Annotated in this window: 17 protein-coding genes and 7 tRNA genes; 4 read left to right on the top strand and 20 right to left on the bottom strand. The window is 46.4% G+C overall.

Annotation, left to right across the window (positions count from 1 at the left end):
* Positions 1-112 precede the first annotated feature (112 nt).
* The 10 genes from ACTRXF_RS05280 to sigW form a co-directional block, all read right to left on the bottom strand.
* Positions 113-640 carry a D-lyxose/D-mannose family sugar isomerase gene (locus ACTRXF_RS05280; protein WP_474278171.1) on the bottom strand — a complete coding sequence of 176 codons (528 nt, stop codon included), beginning with the start codon at positions 638-640 and terminating at the stop codon, positions 113-115.
* Between the two features lie 19 nt (positions 641-659).
* On the bottom strand, positions 660-1,529 hold the full coding sequence (locus tag ACTRXF_RS05275) for an SDR family oxidoreductase (RefSeq protein WP_474278169.1): 870 nt from the start codon (positions 1,527-1,529) through the stop codon (positions 660-662).
* Positions 1,530-1,674: 145 nt separating this feature from the next.
* A complete protein-coding gene (locus ACTRXF_RS05270; RefSeq protein WP_474278167.1) occupies positions 1,675-2,631 on the bottom strand; it encodes a calcium/sodium antiporter in 957 nt (318 codons plus the stop codon).
* A gap of 79 nt (positions 2,632-2,710) precedes the next feature.
* The gene (locus tag ACTRXF_RS05265) at positions 2,711-3,463 is read right to left on the bottom strand and encodes a hypothetical protein (protein ID WP_474278165.1); all 753 of its coding nucleotides are present in this window, start codon (positions 3,461-3,463) and stop codon (positions 2,711-2,713) included.
* A 277-nt stretch (positions 3,464-3,740) separates the two neighbouring features.
* A complete protein-coding gene (gene glmS, locus ACTRXF_RS05260) occupies positions 3,741-5,543 on the bottom strand; it encodes a glutamine--fructose-6-phosphate transaminase (isomerizing) (RefSeq protein ID WP_474278163.1) in 1,803 nt (600 codons plus the stop codon).
* A gap of 542 nt (positions 5,544-6,085) precedes the next feature.
* Positions 6,086-7,432, bottom strand: coding sequence for a phosphoglucosamine mutase (glmM, locus tag ACTRXF_RS05255; protein ID WP_474278161.1), 1,347 nt, complete (start codon positions 7,430-7,432; stop codon positions 6,086-6,088).
* A gap of 43 nt (positions 7,433-7,475) precedes the next feature.
* Complete coding sequence (locus tag ACTRXF_RS05250) at positions 7,476-9,026, bottom strand: CdaR family protein (protein ID WP_474278159.1); 1,551 nt, start codon at positions 9,024-9,026, stop codon at positions 7,476-7,478.
* Positions 9,019-9,837 carry a diadenylate cyclase CdaA gene (gene cdaA, locus ACTRXF_RS05245; RefSeq protein WP_022794289.1) on the bottom strand — a complete coding sequence of 273 codons (819 nt, stop codon included), beginning with the start codon at positions 9,835-9,837 and terminating at the stop codon, positions 9,019-9,021. The genes ACTRXF_RS05250 and cdaA overlap by 8 nt, the downstream gene beginning before the upstream one ends.
* A gap of 187 nt (positions 9,838-10,024) precedes the next feature.
* Positions 10,025-10,663: an anti-sigma factor gene (locus ACTRXF_RS05240; protein ID WP_474278157.1), complete on the bottom strand. Its 639-nt coding sequence runs from the start codon at positions 10,661-10,663 to the stop codon at positions 10,025-10,027.
* Positions 10,664-10,679: 16 nt separating this feature from the next.
* On the bottom strand, positions 10,680-11,246 hold the full coding sequence (gene sigW, locus ACTRXF_RS05235; protein ID WP_474278155.1) for an RNA polymerase sigma factor SigW: 567 nt from the start codon (positions 11,244-11,246) through the stop codon (positions 10,680-10,682).
* A 233-nt stretch (positions 11,247-11,479) separates the two neighbouring features.
* Here sigW and ACTRXF_RS05230 point away from each other — a divergent pair, with 233 nt between their 5' ends.
* Complete coding sequence (locus ACTRXF_RS05230) at positions 11,480-11,704, top strand: aspartyl-phosphate phosphatase Spo0E family protein (protein WP_474260896.1); 225 nt, start codon at positions 11,480-11,482, stop codon at positions 11,702-11,704.
* 129 nt (positions 11,705-11,833) lie between these two features.
* On the opposite strand, the gene ACTRXF_RS05225 is transcribed toward ACTRXF_RS05230, so the two are convergent.
* The 10 genes from ACTRXF_RS05225 to ACTRXF_RS05180 form a co-directional block, all read right to left on the bottom strand.
* Positions 11,834-11,909: transfer RNA gene (locus tag ACTRXF_RS05225), tRNA-Ala, on the bottom strand.
* 25 nt (positions 11,910-11,934) lie between these two features.
* Positions 11,935-12,008 (bottom strand) — tRNA-Gly (locus ACTRXF_RS05220).
* A gap of 61 nt (positions 12,009-12,069) precedes the next feature.
* Positions 12,070-12,144 (bottom strand) — tRNA-Gly (locus tag ACTRXF_RS05215).
* Between the two features lie 24 nt (positions 12,145-12,168).
* Positions 12,169-12,244: transfer RNA gene (locus ACTRXF_RS05210), tRNA-Lys, on the bottom strand.
* Between the two features lie 7 nt (positions 12,245-12,251).
* Positions 12,252-12,336: transfer RNA gene (locus ACTRXF_RS05205), tRNA-Tyr, on the bottom strand.
* Positions 12,337-12,339: 3 nt separating this feature from the next.
* A tRNA-Thr gene (locus tag ACTRXF_RS05200) sits at positions 12,340-12,415 on the bottom strand.
* Between the two features lie 47 nt (positions 12,416-12,462).
* Positions 12,463-12,537 (bottom strand) — tRNA-Glu (locus ACTRXF_RS05195).
* A gap of 163 nt (positions 12,538-12,700) precedes the next feature.
* On the bottom strand, positions 12,701-13,912 hold the full coding sequence (locus tag ACTRXF_RS05190; protein ID WP_474278153.1) for a D-alanine--D-alanine ligase family protein: 1,212 nt from the start codon (positions 13,910-13,912) through the stop codon (positions 12,701-12,703).
* A gap of 21 nt (positions 13,913-13,933) precedes the next feature.
* Entirely contained in the window at positions 13,934-15,526 is a 1,593-nt protein-coding gene (locus ACTRXF_RS05185) for a UDP-N-acetylmuramoyl-tripeptide--D-alanyl-D-alanine ligase (protein ID WP_474278151.1), read from the bottom strand.
* Entirely contained in the window at positions 15,519-16,304 is a 786-nt protein-coding gene (locus ACTRXF_RS05180) for an alpha/beta fold hydrolase (protein WP_474260892.1), read from the bottom strand. Before ACTRXF_RS05180 ends, ACTRXF_RS05185 begins: the two co-directional genes overlap by 8 nt.
* Positions 16,305-16,624: 320 nt before the next feature.
* Here ACTRXF_RS05180 and ACTRXF_RS05175 point away from each other — a divergent pair, with 320 nt between their 5' ends.
* The 3 genes from ACTRXF_RS05175 (at position 16,625) to mmgD (ending at position 19,978) form a co-directional block, all read left to right on the top strand.
* Positions 16,625-18,016, top strand: a complete 1,392-nt coding sequence (locus tag ACTRXF_RS05175; protein ID WP_474278149.1) for an MFS transporter — start codon at positions 16,625-16,627, stop codon at positions 18,014-18,016.
* Between the two features lie 70 nt (positions 18,017-18,086).
* On the top strand, positions 18,087-18,743 hold the full coding sequence (locus ACTRXF_RS05170; RefSeq protein ID WP_474260890.1) for a GntR family transcriptional regulator: 657 nt from the start codon (positions 18,087-18,089) through the stop codon (positions 18,741-18,743).
* A 116-nt stretch (positions 18,744-18,859) separates the two neighbouring features.
* Entirely contained in the window at positions 18,860-19,978 is a 1,119-nt protein-coding gene (gene mmgD, locus ACTRXF_RS05165; protein ID WP_474278147.1) for a citrate synthase, read from the top strand.
* The last annotated feature ends 2 nt before the right edge of the window (positions 19,979-19,980 follow it).

Below are 19,980 nucleotides of genomic sequence, written 5' to 3'. Positions count from 1 at the left end.
TCTTACTATTATTATCGTAATAACCACCGCATAGTTTATAGAGGGAATGGATTTTTATGGATAATTAAAAACCTCCAGCCAATACGGCTGAAGGGATGAATGAGGCATTCGATTAAATATCTTTATGCGTGAAAATATCATGCTCATCAGTGCTCGTCGAGGAGTACTCCGCGGTTACGGCTCCCTCTTCTCCTGCCTGGAACCAATGCTTTGTATTTGGAGGGATCGTGTATTGATCCCCTGCTGTTAGTATTACTTCGCGGGCTGCTGTAAACTGATCTCTGTCCTGTTCCGGGGGCTTCGCCTTTGGATTTGGAGTCGCTTCTCCTTCTACATACAAATAAACGGTGCCAAATTTACAGCGAAATGTTTCCTGCTTTCCCGGATCTCCTGATTCTACTGGCGGATGAAGATGCTCCGGACACGTCTGGCGCGGAAAGAGCACCCATTCTTTAGCGCAGTACCGGTCCGTATTAATATACACGAACAGCTGCAGACCCAGTTCGTCCAGGCGCCCGAGACCGAAATCATTAATCTGAATCTTCCCTATTTCTTCATCTTTCAGCTTAATATCTGCCAACCGGAAGTAGTCATTTACTTTTCTCTGAACTTCAATTTCTGTTAAATCACTCAGCTTCATGCGGTTCCTCCTGATTCTCTTAAGATGATGTGTACATTCCGCCGTTCACATGAATGCACTGGCCGGTCATATAGGAGCCTTCATCCGACGCAAGCAGCACATAAGGACCCATCAGTTCCGACGGCTGGCCCGGACGTCCCATCGGGGCTGAGGTTCCGAATTCCGCCACCGAATCTTCGTCGAACGTAGACGGGATCAGCGGCGTCCAGATTGGTCCCGGCGCTACCATATTCACCCGGATACCTTTACCGACAAGGTTGGCTGCCATACTTCGGGTAAAGCCATTAATGGCACCTTTGGTGGAGGTGTAATCAATCAGGTTCGGGTTGCCCGTGTATGGATTAATGGAGGTAGTGTTAATGATAGAGCTTCCTTCTTTTAAATGAGGAATAGCAAATTTAGTCATATGAAAGACTGAATATACATTGGTTTTGAACGTTTTATCCCATTGTTCCAGCGAAATGTCCTGCAAATCGCTCGTTGGAAATTGAATCGCAGAATTATTTACAAGAATATCGAGTTTGCCGAATTTATCCAATGTCTTTTCAATCAACGATTTGCACGTCTCTTCCTCCGAAACATCGCCGGGCAGAAGCAAGGCCTGCACGCCTTCGTTCTCAATCAGTTTTTTCGTTTCATCAGCGTCATTCTGCTCTTCCTCCAGATAATTAATCACTACATGGGCGCCTTCCTTTGCATAGGCAATCGCCACTGCGCGGCCGATACCGCTGTCACCACCGGTGATCAATGCCACCCGGTCTGTAAGCTTTCCGCTCCCTTTGTAATCGAGCGGCTGGATTGGCAATGGGGTCATCTCTGATTCAGTGCCCGGCTGTTCCGGCTGGCTCTGCTTCGGCTGTCCACCCAGCTGCTGTTTATTAATATCCATCTATATCAGTGCTCCTTTTCATTGTTAAGGTAATACTTCTTTTAGTTACCTGCTAACAGGAAATAGTAAACATGTGTAACCAGATGCACCTGGAAATGACATCAAAAAACTGCCCGGAACTTCCCAGGCAGTTCAACAATTATATTTAGTTTCGAAGAATAATATAAATCAGGTAAATAATATACGCAGCCGCAAGCACCGCTCCCTCCCGGCGGCCAATCCTGAAATTGGTTCTCGAAAAAACGAGCAGCAGCACTGTCAGGATAATCATAAGCGAAATGTCCATAAAAATTTTGCTTTCTACAGCAAGTGGAGAGATCACGGAGGCCGCGCCAAGTACAAAGAAAATATTAAAAATATTGCTTCCGACAATATTACCGATCGCTATGTCTGTTTCTTTTTTAAACGCCGCTGTAATCGATGTAATCAACTCCGGCAAAGAAGTCCCAATGGCAACGATCGTCAGACCGACCAGTGTTTCGCTCATACCAAACGCAAGCGCAATTTCAGTCGCGCTGTCGACCACCAGGTCCCCGCCAAAAATGATGGCTGCAAGTCCGCCCACCGTCAGTAGTATATTTTTTGTCCACGGGGCAATTGAGGCGCTCGTTTGGTCAACTGTCTGAGCAGCCCGGTTTCTTCTGGCCACTTCAAATATATAATATAAAAACACGGTAAAAAACAGCAGGAACACAAAACCATCACTGCGTGTAATAACATTTTCACTAAGTGCCTGAAGGGCAGTGTCACTCATTAGAATAAGAAGCGCGACCCCCGCAAGCAGTGTGAAAGGAATTTCTTTTCTCACTGTTTCATTTTCGACAGCGAGCGGGGCGATTAAAGCAGTAACGCCAATCACCAGCGTAATGTTGAAGATATTGCTTCCAATTACGTTACCAAGGGCGACGCCGGCGTTTCCGTCCAAAGCAGCAAGTACACTCACCGTCGCTTCCGGAGAGCTTGTGCCAAAGGCAACAATCGTCAGCCCGATTAAAAGCGGGGACACTTTTAAATTACCGGCAATTTTCGAGGCACCGTCCACAAAAAAGTCGGCTCCTTTAATCAATAGCGCAAAACCAATAAGTAAAAACAAATACGACAACCGCTTCACCCTCATCTCGATGTACTTAATAAAAATTTACTATATCGCCCGCAGAGACTTTTAGTTTCACCAGCCGCTATTATCTTTCGGGAAAAAGAATGTCTATTTCTTCATTCAAATTCTCATGCTGAAAAACCTCTTCTTCGTCCTCTATTATATCAAATGCCTCTTTCACATTGTCGGGAAACTCCCGGTTTAACATGTAGTACTCAAGCAAATCTGCATCCTGGTCGTAATAATACTCTTCAGCTGCAAAACTCAGCTGATCTGAATAGTCCAACAGCTCTGTCAACGTATACTGATAGGCCGACTGAAATTTTTCATAGCCCTGAGGCTCGTAAACGATTTCTTGTGCTTTGTTTAAAGCTCCGTCGAGAGATAATAATTCTTCATTCGCCCGGTGCCAATAGTCTGAATTTTTATTTTGATTCAACGCTTTCAGCGCTTCTGTAGTTGAAGAAAGCTGAATGCTGATGTATTCCATTTCTTTTAAGATTTCCTGTTCGTAGGCTTCATTCACCTCGGAGCTATTCAAAGCCCCTGATTCTACAGCAGCAGTTTTAACGTTTTCTTTTTCACTTCTTATTTGACGAAGATCTGCCGCCCCTGACTCAGCCGTTTCTTCTGCAGAGCCCAATGAGACCTCTTCGAGATAAACCTTACTGTCCTGCTGAATTAAGTAGTACATACTGGATCCGCCTATAAGGAGGCCGGCTGCCATCAAAGAAACGACGATTTTTCTTTGTACTGCGATCAGTAAAATAATGCAGGAGGCAACTAATATAAAACCAAAAGCGGTACCAACAACCGGCAGTATCGAAGCTATTTCCACAGTCTTTCCCCCTGAATATGATATTTTCACAGCAGTATATTGTTTTCCCATTTTTGTACATCACTTCAATAGCAGCGGTTAAGTACAATATATCTTCCTTATTATACCTAATACCAGTAAAATTTCCTATAAATTATAGTTATTTCAGCCTAGGTTGATTTAGACTCACATTACCGTTTGTTTTTCTGTGTTATTCAGCATTTCCTTTAAAAAAAGGCCCATTGGATGTCGTCCAATGGGCGCTTAGTGTATATTTGCTATCCTGCCAAACTTTTAGCTATTCGACAGTTACGCTTTTTGCCAGGTTGCGCGGTTTGTCTACATCGCAGCCGCGGTGCATCGCTGCGTAGTAAGAAATAAGCTGCATTGGAATGACCGAAACGATCGGAGTCATCACTTCATGCATATCCGGAAGCACAATATTATCGCCTTCCTGCTGATTGGTTTCCGAAGCAATAACGCACGGTTTCGCGCCGCGGGCCACCACTTCCTGCAGGTTGCCACGCGTGTTTAGGTTCACGTGGTTCTGCGTCGTTACGGCAATGACCGGAGTGCCTTCTTCAATTAACGCAATTGTGCCGTGCTTCAGCTCGCCGCCGGCAAACCCTTCAGCCTGAATATACGAAATTTCTTTCAGCTTTAATGCACCTTCAAGCACAACGTGATAGTCGAGCGCGCGGCCGATGAAGAAGCAGTTGCGGGTTTCACTCAAGTATTCTTTCGCAATGCCTTCCATAACATCTTTTTGGTCACAAAGAGTCTCCATGGCGTTGGCCGCGAGCCCCAGCTGCTGAATAGCATTGAAGTCAGATTCAATACCGCGGGCACGGGCAATGTCCATAGCAAGGATCGACATTACAGCCATTTGTGCAGTGTATGCTTTCGTTGAAGCAACTGCAATTTCAGGACCGGCATACGTATGAAGCGTAAAGTCTGCCTCGCGGGAAAGCGTCGATCCCGGAACGTTCGTAATTGTGATTGACGGGTACCCCTGTTTTTTCACGTTTACAAGCACACCACGGCTGTCTGCGGTTTCTCCGCTTTGGGAAATAAAGATAAACAACGGCTTTTCAGAAAGAAGCGGCTGGTTATACAAAAACTCGCTCGCAATGTGTACTTCCACCGGCTTCTGCCCAATTTTCTCGATCATTTCCTTACCTACAAGCCCGGCATGATAGCTTGTACCTGCTGCCAGAATATAAATACGGTCCGAATGATTGATCGCCGCACGAATATCTTCTTCAAGCTTAATGTCTCCATCTTCATCCTGGTATTTCTGGATGATGTTGCGAATAACAAACGGCTGCTCATCAATTTCTTTTAACATAAAATGGTCGTACGTGCCCTTTTCTGTATCGGACTCATCAATGTCTGTCACAAAAGGCTCGCGAGTCTGAACGGTTCCTTCCAGGTCTTTTACCTGAACAGAGTCACGCGTCACAATAACGACTTCTTCATCCATAATTTCAATGAACTGCTTCGTCTTATGAAGCATTGCCATCGCATCCGAAGCAATAACGTTTTTCCCTTCTCCTAAACCAACGAGGAGCGGGCTCTTATTTTTTCCGACATAGATGGTTTCTTCATCATCGTTGTCGATTAATGCCAAAGCGTAGGATCCTTTTAGAAGAGCCAGAGTACGCCGGAAGGCTGCTTCTGTTTTGAGCCCTTCCTGGCTGAACTTCTCTACAAGCTGCACGATAATTTCCGTATCAGTCTGGCTGCGAAGAGACACTCTGTCAAGGTAATGCTGCTGAAGCTGCTGATAGTTCTCAATGACACCGTTGTGTACAAGCGTAAAGCGGCCGCTGATGCTTTGATGCGGGTGCGCATTGTCCCGGCTCGGTGCTCCGTGTGTCGCCCAGCGCGTGTGGCCGATGCCTATCGTTCCGGAAGCCTGGCCGTTTACCGTTTCTTCAAGAGCGGCAATACGCCCTTTTTCCTTGTATACACTAACTCCGTCGTTGTCCACTACCGCTATACCTGCAGAATCATACCCCCGGTACTCGAGTTTATGAAGTCCCTTTAACAAAATGTCCGACGCCTGCTCATTTCCAATATACCCTACAATTCCACACATACGTGGATACCCTCCTAATAATCGGCGGGGCATAAGCATATGTCGCGGGACATTTACTGATGCCCCACTCGTCTCGTTTGATTTTTTATTGATGTTATCTTCACGGGTGCTCATTCACAATTCTATTTACCAGTTTTATGCCTGTGTCCTGGCCTTTAGCCACGAAGTCGCCTTCATGATTTGAGCCAGTACTTTCAGCTGAGACATGCAGCCGGGAGGCATCCGCCGATTACTCGATAAACCTCCACCTCGTCAACTGTTTTGTTATTCGTTCCAAAACAGTCCAAGCGCTTTCAATAATGAAACTTTACTCCTGCTCCTTTCTTCACTAGATTTATACATAATAATACGCTATCTGCTTGCTGTAATCAATTGTGAAATTGTGAAATTTTTTCATGCAAATATGTATATTTCCTATTTTTAAGAAACACTTAACATTAGTCGCAATCTGCATAAAAAAGTTACGCCCCCGTATCAACGTTGCCGGAATTAATACATTTTAAACGTAAAAAAACACCGGGGGCGGCCCCGGCGCATTATAATTATTTATCCAAGCCCATTTCTGTCTGGACTACGTCAGCAATTTCTTTTACGTAATTGTTGCACAGCTCTTCTGTTTCAGCCTCCGCCATCACCCGGACGAGTGGCTCGGTGCCGGAAGGACGCACAAGAATTCTTCCTTTGTCCCCGGTTTCAGCTTCAATCCGGTCTATCACTTCTTTAACCTTTGGATTATTTTCCACCTCGTATTTATCCGTTACGCGGACATTAACCAGCTTTTGTGGAAACCTCGGCATTTCAGCGGCAAGCTCCGATAATTTTTTGCCTGATTTCTTCACCATATCCACGAGCTGCAATGCGCTCAGCATTCCATCTCCTGTGGTGGTTAAATCAAGGAAAATCAGGTGCCCGGATTGTTCTCCGCCCAGGCTGTATCCGTTTGCCCGCATTTCTTCCATGACGTGACGGTCACCCACCTTTGTCTGCACCGTTTCAACATCAACCTCCCGAAGAGCTTTATGCAGGCCGATGTTGCTCATAATCGTCGTTACTACCGTGTTTTTATTCAGCATCAGCTCCTGCTTCAGATGCTTGCCGCAAATATACATAATCTGGTCCCCATCAACAATATCGCCATTCTCATCTACAGCAATCAGCCGGTCCGCGTCGCCGTCAAAGGCAAGACCGAGGTCCGCGCCTTTTTCAACAACGAAAGCAGCCAGAGCTTCCGGATGTGTGGAGCCGACACCCTCGTTAATATTAATTCCGTCCGGGTTGTTTCCAATGGTAGAAATATCAGCCTCAAGGTCTGCCATTAAATGCGGAGCTAAAGAAGAGGCTGCCCCGTTTGCACAGTCGAGAGCAATATGCAGACTCGAGAAGTCCTCACTGACTGTATTTTTCAAAAACTGGAGATACTTCTGACGGCCTTCAAAATAATCATTGACGCTTCCAAGCTGTCCTCCAACCGGGCGAGGCATCTGGTCGTCTCCTTCAAGATAGCGCTCGATTTCCGCTTCCTGCTCGTCATTCAGCTTGAACCCATCTGCTCCGAAAAATTTGATGCCGTTATCTGCAACCGGATTATGCGAAGCAGAAATCATAATCCCTGCCTGAGCACTGACTGCCTTGGTTAAATAAGCTACTCCGGGAGTGGTAATGGTTCCCAGGCGCATCACTTCCACCCCAATGGAAAGAAGCCCGGCCACCATTGCGCCTTCAAGCATTTCCCCGCTGATCCGTGTATCCTTGCCTATTAACACTTTTGGTTGTTCATGATCTTTCGTTAACAAATAGCCGCCCGCACGCCCAAGCCGGAAAGCAAACTCCGGTGTAAGCTCTGTATTGGCAACACCCCTGACTCCATCTGTACCAAAATATTTCCCCATGGTTAAATCTCTCCTTTATTCTTACACAATTCCCTGATGGTGTTTACTGCTGTTCTTCGTCTGTTTCATTATTTTCGTCCGCAGGAGCTTCCTCTTCATCTTCTGCAGGAGGTTCTTCTGTGTCTCCGGTTCCGTCTTCTTCTGTGTCCCCAGTATCTGTTTGCGGATCTGTTTCTGTATCCTGTTCGTTTGATCCGTTTCCGTTTTCTGCACCTTCTGTCGAATCATCCTGACCGGAAGAGCCGCCGTCCCCTTCATTTTGACCAGACTCTCCGGGGTCATCTGTATTTTCGTTTTGCTGCTCTTCCGGCGCCTCATTTTCCGGCTCTGTTTCTTCTTCCGTTTCGTCTCCGCTTTCTTCCTGCTGAAGGGTTACTTCCACATTCTCCCTCGCTGGAGAAATCTGCACTCCTTGCGGTCCGCCCGCTTCCACAGGAAGAATATAGGACTCTTCATTCGAAGAGCCGCTGCCGCTCCAAAGAGCCTCCAGTGTAATATCTTCAGCGCTTACACCTTCAAGTGCCCCCGCATCTCCATATATTTGTACATCCATTTGCCCTGACGAAGGGTTTACCCAGCTCGTCGATGCCCCTGAAGGCAAATTCACAATAGAAATAGGCACATCTTCAAGCGTAGCCTGTTCTTCCCCCTCTATCGTCACAGATGCACTTAAATTTTCAGGATTTGTCCGCTGGATGCCATCCGGAAGCTGTACATCCAGTTCATACGTTCCGCTTTCACTGATTTCATTCAAGTCGAGAGCCGCATTAATGCTTTCTGTATTCTGCACTGCTTCCTCGCTGCCGTAAATAGTTACTGCTTCATCGGAAACCGTGACTTCACTAATTGCTGTATCTGCACTCAAACTTCCCGTTCGTTCGACGTTCACAGGCACCTCTTTTGAAGGAGCATCAGCAGACAACTCCACTGATGCTTCCTGCGGTTCTATATTGACGTCCAGTTCATTGCCTTCCGTATCGAGCGCCACTATCGGGAAGTTTCCATTGATGTCCCCATCTGCTTCAGATACATCCACCTGGGCAACCACCCGGTCAATTTGTTCGATAATTGTTCCGGCCCCGCTCACCGTCACTTCCTCGGGGCTGACGGTCGGGTTCCCAAAAGAAAACTCTTGATTCTGCTCTTCATTCAAAATTTGTGTTTCAAGCGGAAAGGTCGTTTCCTGCTTTTCCTCAAGCGTCACCGTCGCGTACTCCGGTGACGGAGTCACTTCCAGGTCTGTCGGAAAATCCCGGTGGCTTACCTGAACGTTGTGTGTTCCGGCGCCCAGATTCTGCATATCTAAATATAATTCATAACTGTCCGACCGGGAGAGACGAAACAGCATAATAGCCGTCTGTGAACCGGCGAGCGTAACATCTGCGTTCTCAGTCATATTTGTAACAGCATATTCTTCTTCATTGTACTCCGGGGTAATGTTCACATCTTCGATTGTATATGTTTGATCTTCCCCGTCCGGCACGACCCCGGCATTATTTACCGTAGGATCCATATTCACAATTAAGTAAAGCATCACGGCAAAAGCAAGAGAGATAAAGCGGACAAACCACTTGTTTGCAAAAAGCTTATCCATCTTTTTTCCCTCCCCACTGCCAGATACTCGATGAATTGTTTTCTGCCATCAAATCCTTTTCAAGCATTTTACGGAGTGTTTCCTCATCAACATCACGGTGAAGATCTCCGTTTTTAGTAATGGATATGCTGCCGGTTTCTTCCGACACAGCCAGCGTAAGTGCGTCCGTTACTTCACTCACCCCGAGAGCGGCACGGTGCCTTGTGCCCAGCTCTTTTGAAATAAAGGGGTTTTCTGACAAAGGAAGGTAGCAGGCAGCGGCGGCTATTTTGTTCTCTCTCATCACTACCGCCCCGTCATGAAGCGGAGTATTCGGAATAAAAGTATTAATCAGCAGCTCTGATGTAATGTTTGCATCCATGGAAATGCCGGTTTCAATATAATCATTCATTCCTGTTTCGCGTTCGATGGAAATCAGCGCCCCGATACGCCTTTTCGCCATATACTTTGTTGATTTCATAATGGCATCAATAGTTTTTAACGTTTCGTCTTCTTCTACATAAGAAGCTCTCCCGAAGAGCCTTCCCCTGCCGAGCTGTTCAAGGGCACGCCGGAGCTCCGGCTGAAATATGATAATAATTGCAAGCAGTCCGTATGTAACCGAGTTCCCCATAATCCATTGAAGCGTCCGCAGACCAAAAAAACTGCTTATAAACCAAACAGCTAAAATAACAGCAATGCCTTTTACTAGCTGGACGGCCCGAGTGCCCCGGATAATCGTGATCGCTTTGTAAATGACATACGCCACCAGCGATATGTCTACGACAATTCGTATGATGTTAAGTAAATCGAAATCTTGTCCAGCAAACATGGCACTTCCTCCAATTGATTCTATCGCGTAAGCAAAGTAACGGTTATATTATATCACAATCACTTCTATTCTCTGCGTGCTTTATTTGGATTTTCGGCAAATTTTATTATACAGTTTGTCTCCGGAATAATATGCAAACAGCAGCACGCTCTGCCGAAAGCCTGCTGCTGTTTTATAAACGCCTGTATTATGACGCTTCTTCGTCGTCCATATGCCAGGCTTCCTGACTTATTCGTTTCGTATGGTACCAGATCCACTCAAGCACCTGGTCCACTTCCTCAATATTGCCGGAAACGCTGCCCGCCGAAGCCATGTACGGCTCCCCATTAATCACCGTAAGGTCCCCATTTACGTTCCCGTGCACATCAACCTCTCCGTTTCGAACGGTTAAATCTCCCTGCACTGTTTCATCCTCCGGTATGATTACTGCGTTGTTATCGTAATCAATATTTACGTTCGCCCGGTCGCCAGTGACCGTCATTTCAGCTCCCGCCTGATCATTCCAGGCAAAAAGCACACTTGAAGCCATCAGCACAATAAACATGGAAACTGCAACCAGCACAGGATGCTGCCTGGACCATGTTTTCCAGGCTGTCCGTTTTCTTTTCTTAGGCAGTTCTTTCATGACGCTGTCAGTAAAAGTCTCCGGAGCCCAAACGTGCGAAGCTCCCTGCACTATTGTCACTGTGCGCTTCAACTCCTGGAGACGGTGCGCGCATTCCGGATTTTCTTTGATGTACGTATGGAACTTTTCTTTTTCACGTTCATCCATATCGCCGTCAATGTAGCGCTGGATATACTCTTCCTCCCGCTCGTTTAAAGCCATGGTCCCACCCCCTCATTCACGTGTTTCCCAAATGTTTTCTTAAAGCTTCGCGCCCCCTGTGCACATGCGTTTTCACCGTATTTTCGGGAAGATCCAGTATGTCACTGATTTCCTGAATGGAAAGATCTTCAATGTAGCGAAGGACGATAGCTGTCCGGTATTTCGGCGGCAGCTTCACTATCCCTTCCTGCACCCACTCCTGCATTTCCATTGTCACAACCTGTTCATCCGGCAGCTTGTCCGGCGAAGAAAGCTGCGAATATCCATCGAGCCCTTCCGCTCCAGGTATTTCTGCGTCCAGGGAATAGTCCGGCTTTTTCTTACGGAGACGATCGATGCAAAGATTTGTCGTAATACGGAAAAGCCAAGTGGAGAATTTTCTTTTTTCGTCATAGCTCTCAATGTTGGCATATGCTCTCAAAAATGCTTCCTGAGCCATATCCTGAGCTTCGTAGGCATTGCCCACCATCCGATAGGCGATTTGATAAACCTTGTCCTTATACAAATCAACCAATTCCCGAAAAGCTTCCTGATCTCCGTCTTTTTTCACTTCTTTCACTAGCCGTTTCACTGTTGCATCCATTTGGCGACCTCCACCTCGTGGGACTATACATACGTTCAATAAGTCTATCCGTTTCATTTATTCAACAGCCTTCGGCTGCTTAAGACATATTTACTATGGTAATTTTTTCAATTCATCCAATTGTAACACGGTTTTCATCCCCTATCTTTATCCATATTACTATTTATGCACCCTCTAGAACCATAGTCACATTTTGGAAAATATGGCATAAATACCTTTGAAAATGAGTTAAAATGGGTAATAATGTAAACATGAACAAAATAGGAGGTGAAGAACGTTTGTCTCAACAATATTTACGGCAGGAAATAGAACAAACAAGAGACAGACTCCATCAACTGACTTCCACTCATACGGCTTCTCTGGTTTCGGACGATGTCCTGGCTTTAAGTAAGGAACTGGATGTTCTTTTAAATAAATATGAGCTTATATCCCGTAAAACTCTTATGCACTCTTCGTAAATGCATAAGAGTTTTTCTATGCCCGCGTATTCTACCATGATTCTTTCAGACATTCACCCCCGAAGGGTTAAAAGCCTTAAAATTGACATAAAAAAAACAGCCCTTCAGGCTGAATGCGTTCATGTTGTTTGGTGGAGCCTAGCGGGATCGAACCGCTGACCTCCTGCGTGCAAGGCAGGCGCTCTCCCAGCTGAGCTAAGGCCCCATGAGTATATTTGATTTAACAAAAATGGAGCGGGTGATGGGAATCGAACCCACGACATCAGCTTGGAAGGCTGAGGTTTTACCACTAAACTACACCCGCATAATCTATATATAAATCAATACTGTTCATACTATCACTGCTTATCCTACTCGTCAAATAATGGAGCGGAAGACGGGATTCGAACCCGCGACCCCCACCTTGGCAAGGTGGTGTTCTACCACTGAACTACTTCCGCAGTTCAAAGCATGGATAATTACAATGGTGAGCCATGGAGGATTCGAACCTCCGACCCTCTGATTAAAAGTCAGATGCTCTACCAACTGAGCTAATGGCTCGTATTAATGGTGGAGGGGGACGGATTCGAACCGCCGAACCCGAAGGAGCGGATTTACAGTCCGCCGCGTTTGGCCAACTTCGCTACCCCTCCACGTGGTGCCGGCCAGAGGACTTGAACCCCCAACCTACTGATTACAAGTCAGTTGCTCTACCAATTGAGCTAGACCGGCGCGTGGAAAACTCACTACATGCCTTTCGGCAAAAGCAGCTTTATGTATGGTGACCCGTACGGGATTCGAACCCGTGTTACCGCCGTGAAAGGGCGGTGTCTTAACCACTTGACCAACGGGCCGTAAGCTGAATTAAAGTTTTCTTTCATTGCTACAATAAAGTATTCTAAAGCATTTTTTCCTCTCTTGCAACCAAATTACTATATTCAAAAAAGTTTGATATTTTTATATTTTGCTTTGTCAGTATATAAAAAGCCGGCCTGTCGTCACAGGCCGGCTGAACAATTATTGTCGATTGGATGCAGAGCCTGTTTTTGTGCCGCCTTTACTTCCCTGGCCGCTTTGAAGAGAAAACAGGTTGGAATCGATTGAAAACGTCAGTCTTTCTCTTTCCCGTTTCCGCTTTAATGCCAGTTGAATTAACTGGTGAATCAATTCGCTGTAGCTTTTCCCAGCCGGATCCCATAGATAGAAGGAAAGCGAGCCCGGGATCGTATTGATTTCATTTACAAATACTGTTTCGGTGCTGTCCTCAATCAGGAAATCGATTCTGGAGACGCCGCTGCAGCCGAGAATTTGGAACGTATCCTTAGCCAATTCCCGTACTTCGCCTGCTTTTTCCTCTGTGATGGGCGCCGGGATTTCCCGGTCTGTCGCTTCCATCCCCTTGGATGAACTACCGTTTTTACCGCCCTGATATTTGTCTTTATAGCTCAATATTTCATCTGTTTTGAGCACCTTTTCAATCACTGATGCTTCTACGTCTTCATAGTCGCCAACAACAGAGCAGTTCACCTCTGTCATACCTTCAAGCATTTTTTCCACGAGAATTTTCCCTGCGAATTCAGTGGCTTCTTCCACCGCCTGCTCCAGTTCTTCCCGATTTTTTGCTGTGCCGATACCGACGCTTGAACCAAGGTTAGCCGGTTTTACAATTACCGGATAATGCACACTTTCTTCAATCATAGCAATGACACTTTCGGTATCCTCTGCCCAGTGGTTGCTGTAGAACCAGACATCATTTAGTACTGGAAGACGGGAATCTCTTAAAATCTGTTTCATCATCACCTTATCCATGCCTACGGCCGAAGAGGCTACGTCGCAGCCGACGTAAGGCAGGCCGTAAAGCTCAAACAGCCCCTGAAGCGCTCCGTCTTCGCCGAACGTTCCGTGAACAATTGGAAAAGCAACATCAATGGCTGCCACTTCTTTTTTACCAAATTTAGGTGCGGGCTTTTTCTGAAGGACAACATTGTCTTCTTCTCCGTACGTAATCAGCACCTGCTGAGCCTCGTTCAATAATTTCGGCATGTCTTTGTAGGCTTCAATGTCCCTTAAAATATCGCCGGTATACCATTTTCGTTCTTTATTGATATAAATCGGAACAATTTCGTACCGGTCTTCATCCATGGATTCCATAGCCTGTACAGCTGAAATGACAGAAACCTCGTGTTCGACAGAAATGCCGCCGAAAAATACTCCTATTCTCGTTTTCATATTATTCCACTCCCCATGTCTTTACTCGTTGAATGAATCCGGAAGGTCATTTTCAAGCAGTACCACAGATGGCCGGGTGGCAATTTCGTTCATTTTTGCCAAAGCATCCTGAAGATCTGAGGCAACGTACAGCTGCTCTTCCGGATAATTTTTTTCTTTTAATCCGTCCTGAAGCGGTACAGTCTGTTTCTTACCGACCAAAATAATGAAATCACACGCATCTGCCATGTAAGTACCGAGCGCTTTATTTAATTCGTATTCTTTTTCCCCAAGCTCAACCATACCCGGTGTTATGGCAATTTTGTATTCCGGCATATGACTCAATACTTCCATAGCCATCTTAGAGCCAACCGGATTGGAGTTAAAGCTGTCATCAACAATCGTAATGTTCCCGTTCGTTTTCTTAAGCTCCAGACGGTGTTCCACCGGCTGTGCCTTCCGCAGCGCTCTCGCTATTTTTTCAAACGAGATGCCCTTCTCGGCCCCAATAGCCACAGCAGCTAAAATATTATAAATGTTATGGCGGCCGAGCAGTTTAGTCTGAATCTCTGCAGTGGTGCCGTCGTATTTTACCACGGTAAACGACGTCCCTTTGGAAGAGTATCCAATATTTTTGGCCCGGTAGTGCAGATCTTCAGCATCGATGCCGTAGTAAATCGTACGGCATTGATTCTGCTGCTCGTAGCTCATAATGTTTTCATCGTCTTTATTTACAAAGGCAGTACCTTCCTGCGGAAGCGTTTCGACAATTTCAAATTTGGTTTTTTTGATATTATCGAGCGTTTTGAATGTTTCGAGGTGCTGCTCGCCTACCGCCGTTAAAACGCCGTACCGCTGGTGCACAATGTCACAGATTTCTTCGATGTCTCCCGGCCTTTTCGCGCCCATTTCAGCAATAAAGATTTCATGGTAGGGCTTCAGCATCGTACGGATCGTTTTCGTCACACCCATCGGTGTATTGTAGCTTTCCGGTGTCATGAGCGTATTAAATTCAGAGGAAAGAACTGTTTCAAGCATATGCTTCGTGCTTGTTTTCCCGTAGCTTCCCGTGATGCCTATAACTTCAAGATCCGGCATCGATTTAATAATTCGTTCTGCATCATTGACGTAGTGCTGACTGATTTTCCGTTCCATTGGATAATTAATATAGTTTGCGCCCATTGTAATAAAATACGTAAGAATCGTCGCAATGACTGTTAAAAACACGAGCCACCCAAACGTATAAAATAAAGCCGTGTTACCCAGCAGAAGCCCTGCTGCAGTAAACAGCGCAAAAAGAACACTGATGGTGATAAACAACCGCTTCACCCGCGCCGTGATTACCAGTGCCTTTTTCTCCTGCAGCTGCGGCATGGTCAGGGCCATAAAAAGAAAATAAAGGAAGCCAATAATCAGCCCTAATGCTTCTGCTCCGAAAAGAAACGGCACGACAGCTACAAGGCCGATCGTGTTCCGGATCGGAAATGCTCTCGAAGCGTGCCCTTTAATCCATCCCCAGAAGCGCTCGTTCTTGTAGGAATTCTGCTGAAGCATATGTGTGCTCCGTTTCGTAAAGCGCACCGTGTAAAAAGCCCAAGCCGCAAGGTATAGAATTGCTAATATAGTGTTAATCATGCTGTGCGGCCTCCTGATTTTCGTTTCTTAAAAAGTGATCAATGATGATTAAAAACTCATTTAAATTGTCAATGTACGAATAATGTCCGGCCCCGCGCAGCACGACAAGGCCCGCATTTGGCATTTTCTGCTCCATGATCCTGGCGTCCGATACAGGAGTGGCCTCGTCATTTTCTCCCCATACGAGCAGTACTGGAGACGTAACATGCTCAAAATGGTGCTGCAGGTCTTCATTGACGACCTTCACCATAGTCTGCTGCATCACCCCGGAAACATTTTGGTAATCTGCCGATCCGACCCGGCCTTTGACCTTGTTTAGAATTTCCTGCTCACGATTTTTTAATCCCGGCAGCTTCAGCAGCTTTTTAAAGGTTTTATACGTATATACTTTTACGTAATATTTCAGCTTTCGTTTTGGCTTAACACCCGCGCTGTCCACCAAAATAATTTTTTTCACCGGATTGCCCGCCGCTGCGTACTTAATCGAAACCCGGCCTCCGAAGGAGTGGCCGATGAGAATCGGGTTCTCTATACCGGTTTTCTGCAGCCATTTTTTCAGCATTTCAGTGTAGTCACCGACCGTCCAGGATTCGGGCGGCTCTCCGCTTTGACCAAAGCCTGGAAAATCAATAGACCAGACCCGGAAGTTCTTTTCCAGCGATTGATGCACCGGGGCAAATGCTTGAATGTTTGCGCCCCATCCATGTAATAAGACGACATCCTCCCCTTCGCCGGAAACATGGTAGTTCACGTTAATCCCATCTATATCTATATACACAGTGAGACTCTCCTATTCTAATTTTTCTATATTCTGCTCGGTGCAGACCTGCCATTTATAGCCGTACTCTATGTAATAAGTCTTTAAAACACAGTAAAAGTCAGCTGAGATACACTTCCCAGTAATTTTTCATATACACAAATCCACCACTTTATATTATCACATAATCTTAAAGACGAGAATGACGACTTTGTGATTCGTCGAAGTGTCTGGACATCCTCGTTCATTATATTTGTTTCCAGGTTTTGTTTCAGTTAATATATGATAGTTCCATACAAAAACAACTTCCCTGAAACTAATAATAGAAAGCGTGAAATTTTATGACGAATGAGTCTTTACACGTCGGCCCGGCTCAGAAAAAGAAGCTTATTTTTCTGGTAGCTTTGATTTTAACCATCGCAGTTATGAACGGCACCATGTTTAACGTAGCTATTCCGGATATCCAGTCGTATTTCGGCATTCCTTCCTCCCAGGTCAGCTGGGTGCTTACCTCGTACATTATGGTCTACGCTATCGGGGCCTTGATGTATGGAAAATTAGCAGACTTTTATTCCATTAAAGCTCTGCTTACCTTTGGCATCATCCTTTTTGCCGCCGGTGCAACGCTCGGCCTTTTTTCTCAAAGCTTTGCCATGCTTCTCGTCGCCCGGGTGCTTCAGGCGGCAGGCGGAGCAACCATTCCCGCACTCGGGTTTGTGATACCTGCCCGCTTTTTCCCGGAGGATAAAGGCCGCGTCTTTGGTCTGATTTCTTCTACAGTAGCCTTCGCTTCCGGCGTGGGGCCAATTGTTGGCGGGCTGCTCGGAGGATGGCTCAGCTGGCGTTATTTGTTTTTATTCTCTATTCTATCGCTTTTAGCCCTGCCTTTTCTCAGAAAATGGCTGCCGGATGAAGAAAAACGCTCCGGGTTTATCGATTATTTAGGAGCCGCGCTTTTCGGAGCAGCCATCGCCGGAATTTTACTGTTTGTGACTACTCTTCAATGGATCTTTCTATTTATGTTTATTGTCTTTATGGCTGTTTTCTCTGTTCGGACGGCGAAAGCGGATGATCCTTTCATCCGCCCGTCCCTGTTGAAAAACAAATATTATACCGTCACCATTTTGACGAGCTTTCTCGGAGTGTGCAGCATGTTCGGACTTTTGTTTATCATTCCGCTTATGACCAGAGAGCTGTATGAACTTTCCACTACGCAGATCGGCCTTGTTATCTTTCCGGGAGCAATACTTGCCGGCTTTCTCGGACGCACCGGGGGCGACCTTGCAGACCGTCACGGCCCAAAAGTAGTCGTTATCGCCGCCCTGATTTTCATTGCTTTTGGAACAATACTGCTTTCCGGGTTTGCCGGCGTTTCCGCGGTCGCTGTCTCTGTTGTTCTAATCATCGCCTATATAGGCTTTCCTCTTATCCAGAGCTCGACCGCCAATATTTTGTCTTCTGTTCTTAAAGAAAATGAAACAGGCGTCGGCATTGGCATGTTCAACCTGATGAACTTTATGGCTGGAGCCTTCAGCAGCGCAATCTTTGGAGCTGTGCTGGAAATTCAGGGCGTAACCACTTCGTTGAACCCGTTTGCTTCCGGAGGCAGCAGTGCCATTTATTCTAACGTTTATCTCGCCCTGACCCTGATTTCTCTGTTCGCCCTTGCCATGTTTACGTACACCTTCCGTGCCTTCCGGGTCGCACCACAGTCGGAGAAGAATACTGAATAAAGAGATCGGCCCAGTGCCGGTCTCTTTTTTGCTATAATAGACAAAATCAAACCGAAGGGAGCGGTGACTTGTGCAGAGACGCCGTGTATCCGTAAGCGATTTAGCTTACGAGGCTTTAAAGCAAAACATTATTGAATTTCATTATTCTCCAGGGCAGGCGCTTCGCGAGGAACAGTTAACTGAAGAAATCGCAGTAAGCCGTACGCCGCTCCGTCAGGCGCTCTACCGTCTCGAGCTCGAAGGATTAATTGTAAAAAAAGCGAATGGACGTATGGAAGTCCAGGCGCTCAGCATTGAAGAAGCCGTCGATATTTTTGCCGTCCGGGAAGCGCTCGAAGGACTTGTGGCTAAAGAAGCTGCCATGCGGGCATCCTCTGAGGCTGTAGCAGCTATGAAAGAAGCACTTCTGCATATGGCTGAAGCAGATGAACGATTCACTTCCATTACGTATGGCAGCCGCTTCCATCATTTATTATATGAACACGCTTCGCCTACGGCGGTTCAGTTTTTAAACCAGCTGAACAGCCGCCTTGAAAGATACCGGCGACTCAGCGGATACCGGCACCCTGATTATACAATCGACACTCCAGTATCTGAACACGAAAAAATCCTCTCTGCTATCGAACAAAAAGATGGCCCGGCGGCCGAGCATTACATGCGTGCCCATATTCGCAGAAGCTTAGCCTCTACGAAAGAAACGCTTGAATTTCATATTTCTTCTTTCTAGCAGCACGTCGAAAAGGGCTTTGCCTTTTTCCAAATAATTGTATACAATTATACAAAGAAACAGCTTATATTTTTAACCGTTTTTGAAAACGCTTTAAAAATAAAGGAGGCACCACTATGTCTGCAGAGAACGAGTACAGTCCCGGACTCGAAGGTATTATTGCCGCCGAAACGTCGATTTCCTATCTTGATGTCGATCAGGAACAAATTGTTATACGCGGATACGACCTGATTGAATTAGCAGAAAACCGTCATTTTTTGGATGTTGCTTATTTGCTGCTTTACGGCTCTCTTCCAAACGCAGCAGAGAAGGAGTCTTTCCAGGACCGCCTTTATCAACAGCTCGAACTGCCCGAATCTCTGACTTCTTCCTTTTCATTATTTCCTGCTTCGATGAGCGCCATGGATATGCTCCGTACCGGCATTTCCCTGCTTGCCGGCTTCGAGAAGCATATGCATGACCATTCCCCAGAAGCAAACCAGGAAAAAGCGGTTAAACTGCTCGGTGCTATACCTGCCATTATGGCGGGCAGCTATCGTACACAGCAGCATGAACCGCTAATTTCTCCAGACCCTTCAATGTCTTTTAGTGCCAATATGCTTCACATGCTCACCGGGAAAACGCCTACAGCATTGGAAACCGAAGTGTTTGATCAGTCTCTTGTGGCTTACATTGAGCATGAAATGCCGAACTCTACCTTTGCAGCCCGGGTGATTGCTTCCACCCAGGCCGATATGTATGGTGCCTTCACGGGGGCGGTAGCTTCTCTGAAAGGTCCTTTGCATGGGGGAGCCAACGAAGCCGTTATGCATCTATTGCTGGAAGCCGGCACCCCGGACGGAGTCGAGCGGCTCTTCCGGGAAAAACTGGCCAACAAAGAACGGATCATGGGATTTGGCCACAGGGTATATATGAAAAAAATGGACCCGCGCGCCCAGTTGATGAAAAAATCGCTGCACCGACTCGCGGAAAAGCAGGATCGCATGGACCTGTATGATATGTGCGTACGCGGCGAAGAGCTTATTGCAGAAGAAAAAGGCCTGCATCCAAACCTGGACTATTATGCAGCGCCGGTGTATTATCTGCTCGGCATCCCCATTGACCTGTATACGCCTATCTTTTTTGCATCGCGGGCAGCCGGACTCGGGGCCCACGTGATCGAGCAGCACAGCAATAACCGTTTGTTCCGTCCGAGAGTCAATTACACCGGGCCGCGGGACATTACGTTAACCTAAAG

The sequence above is a fragment of the Marinococcus sp. LNHM3E3-2.2 genome (assembly GCF_056034385.1).
This window is presented reverse-complemented; position numbering and strand designations above follow the sequence as displayed.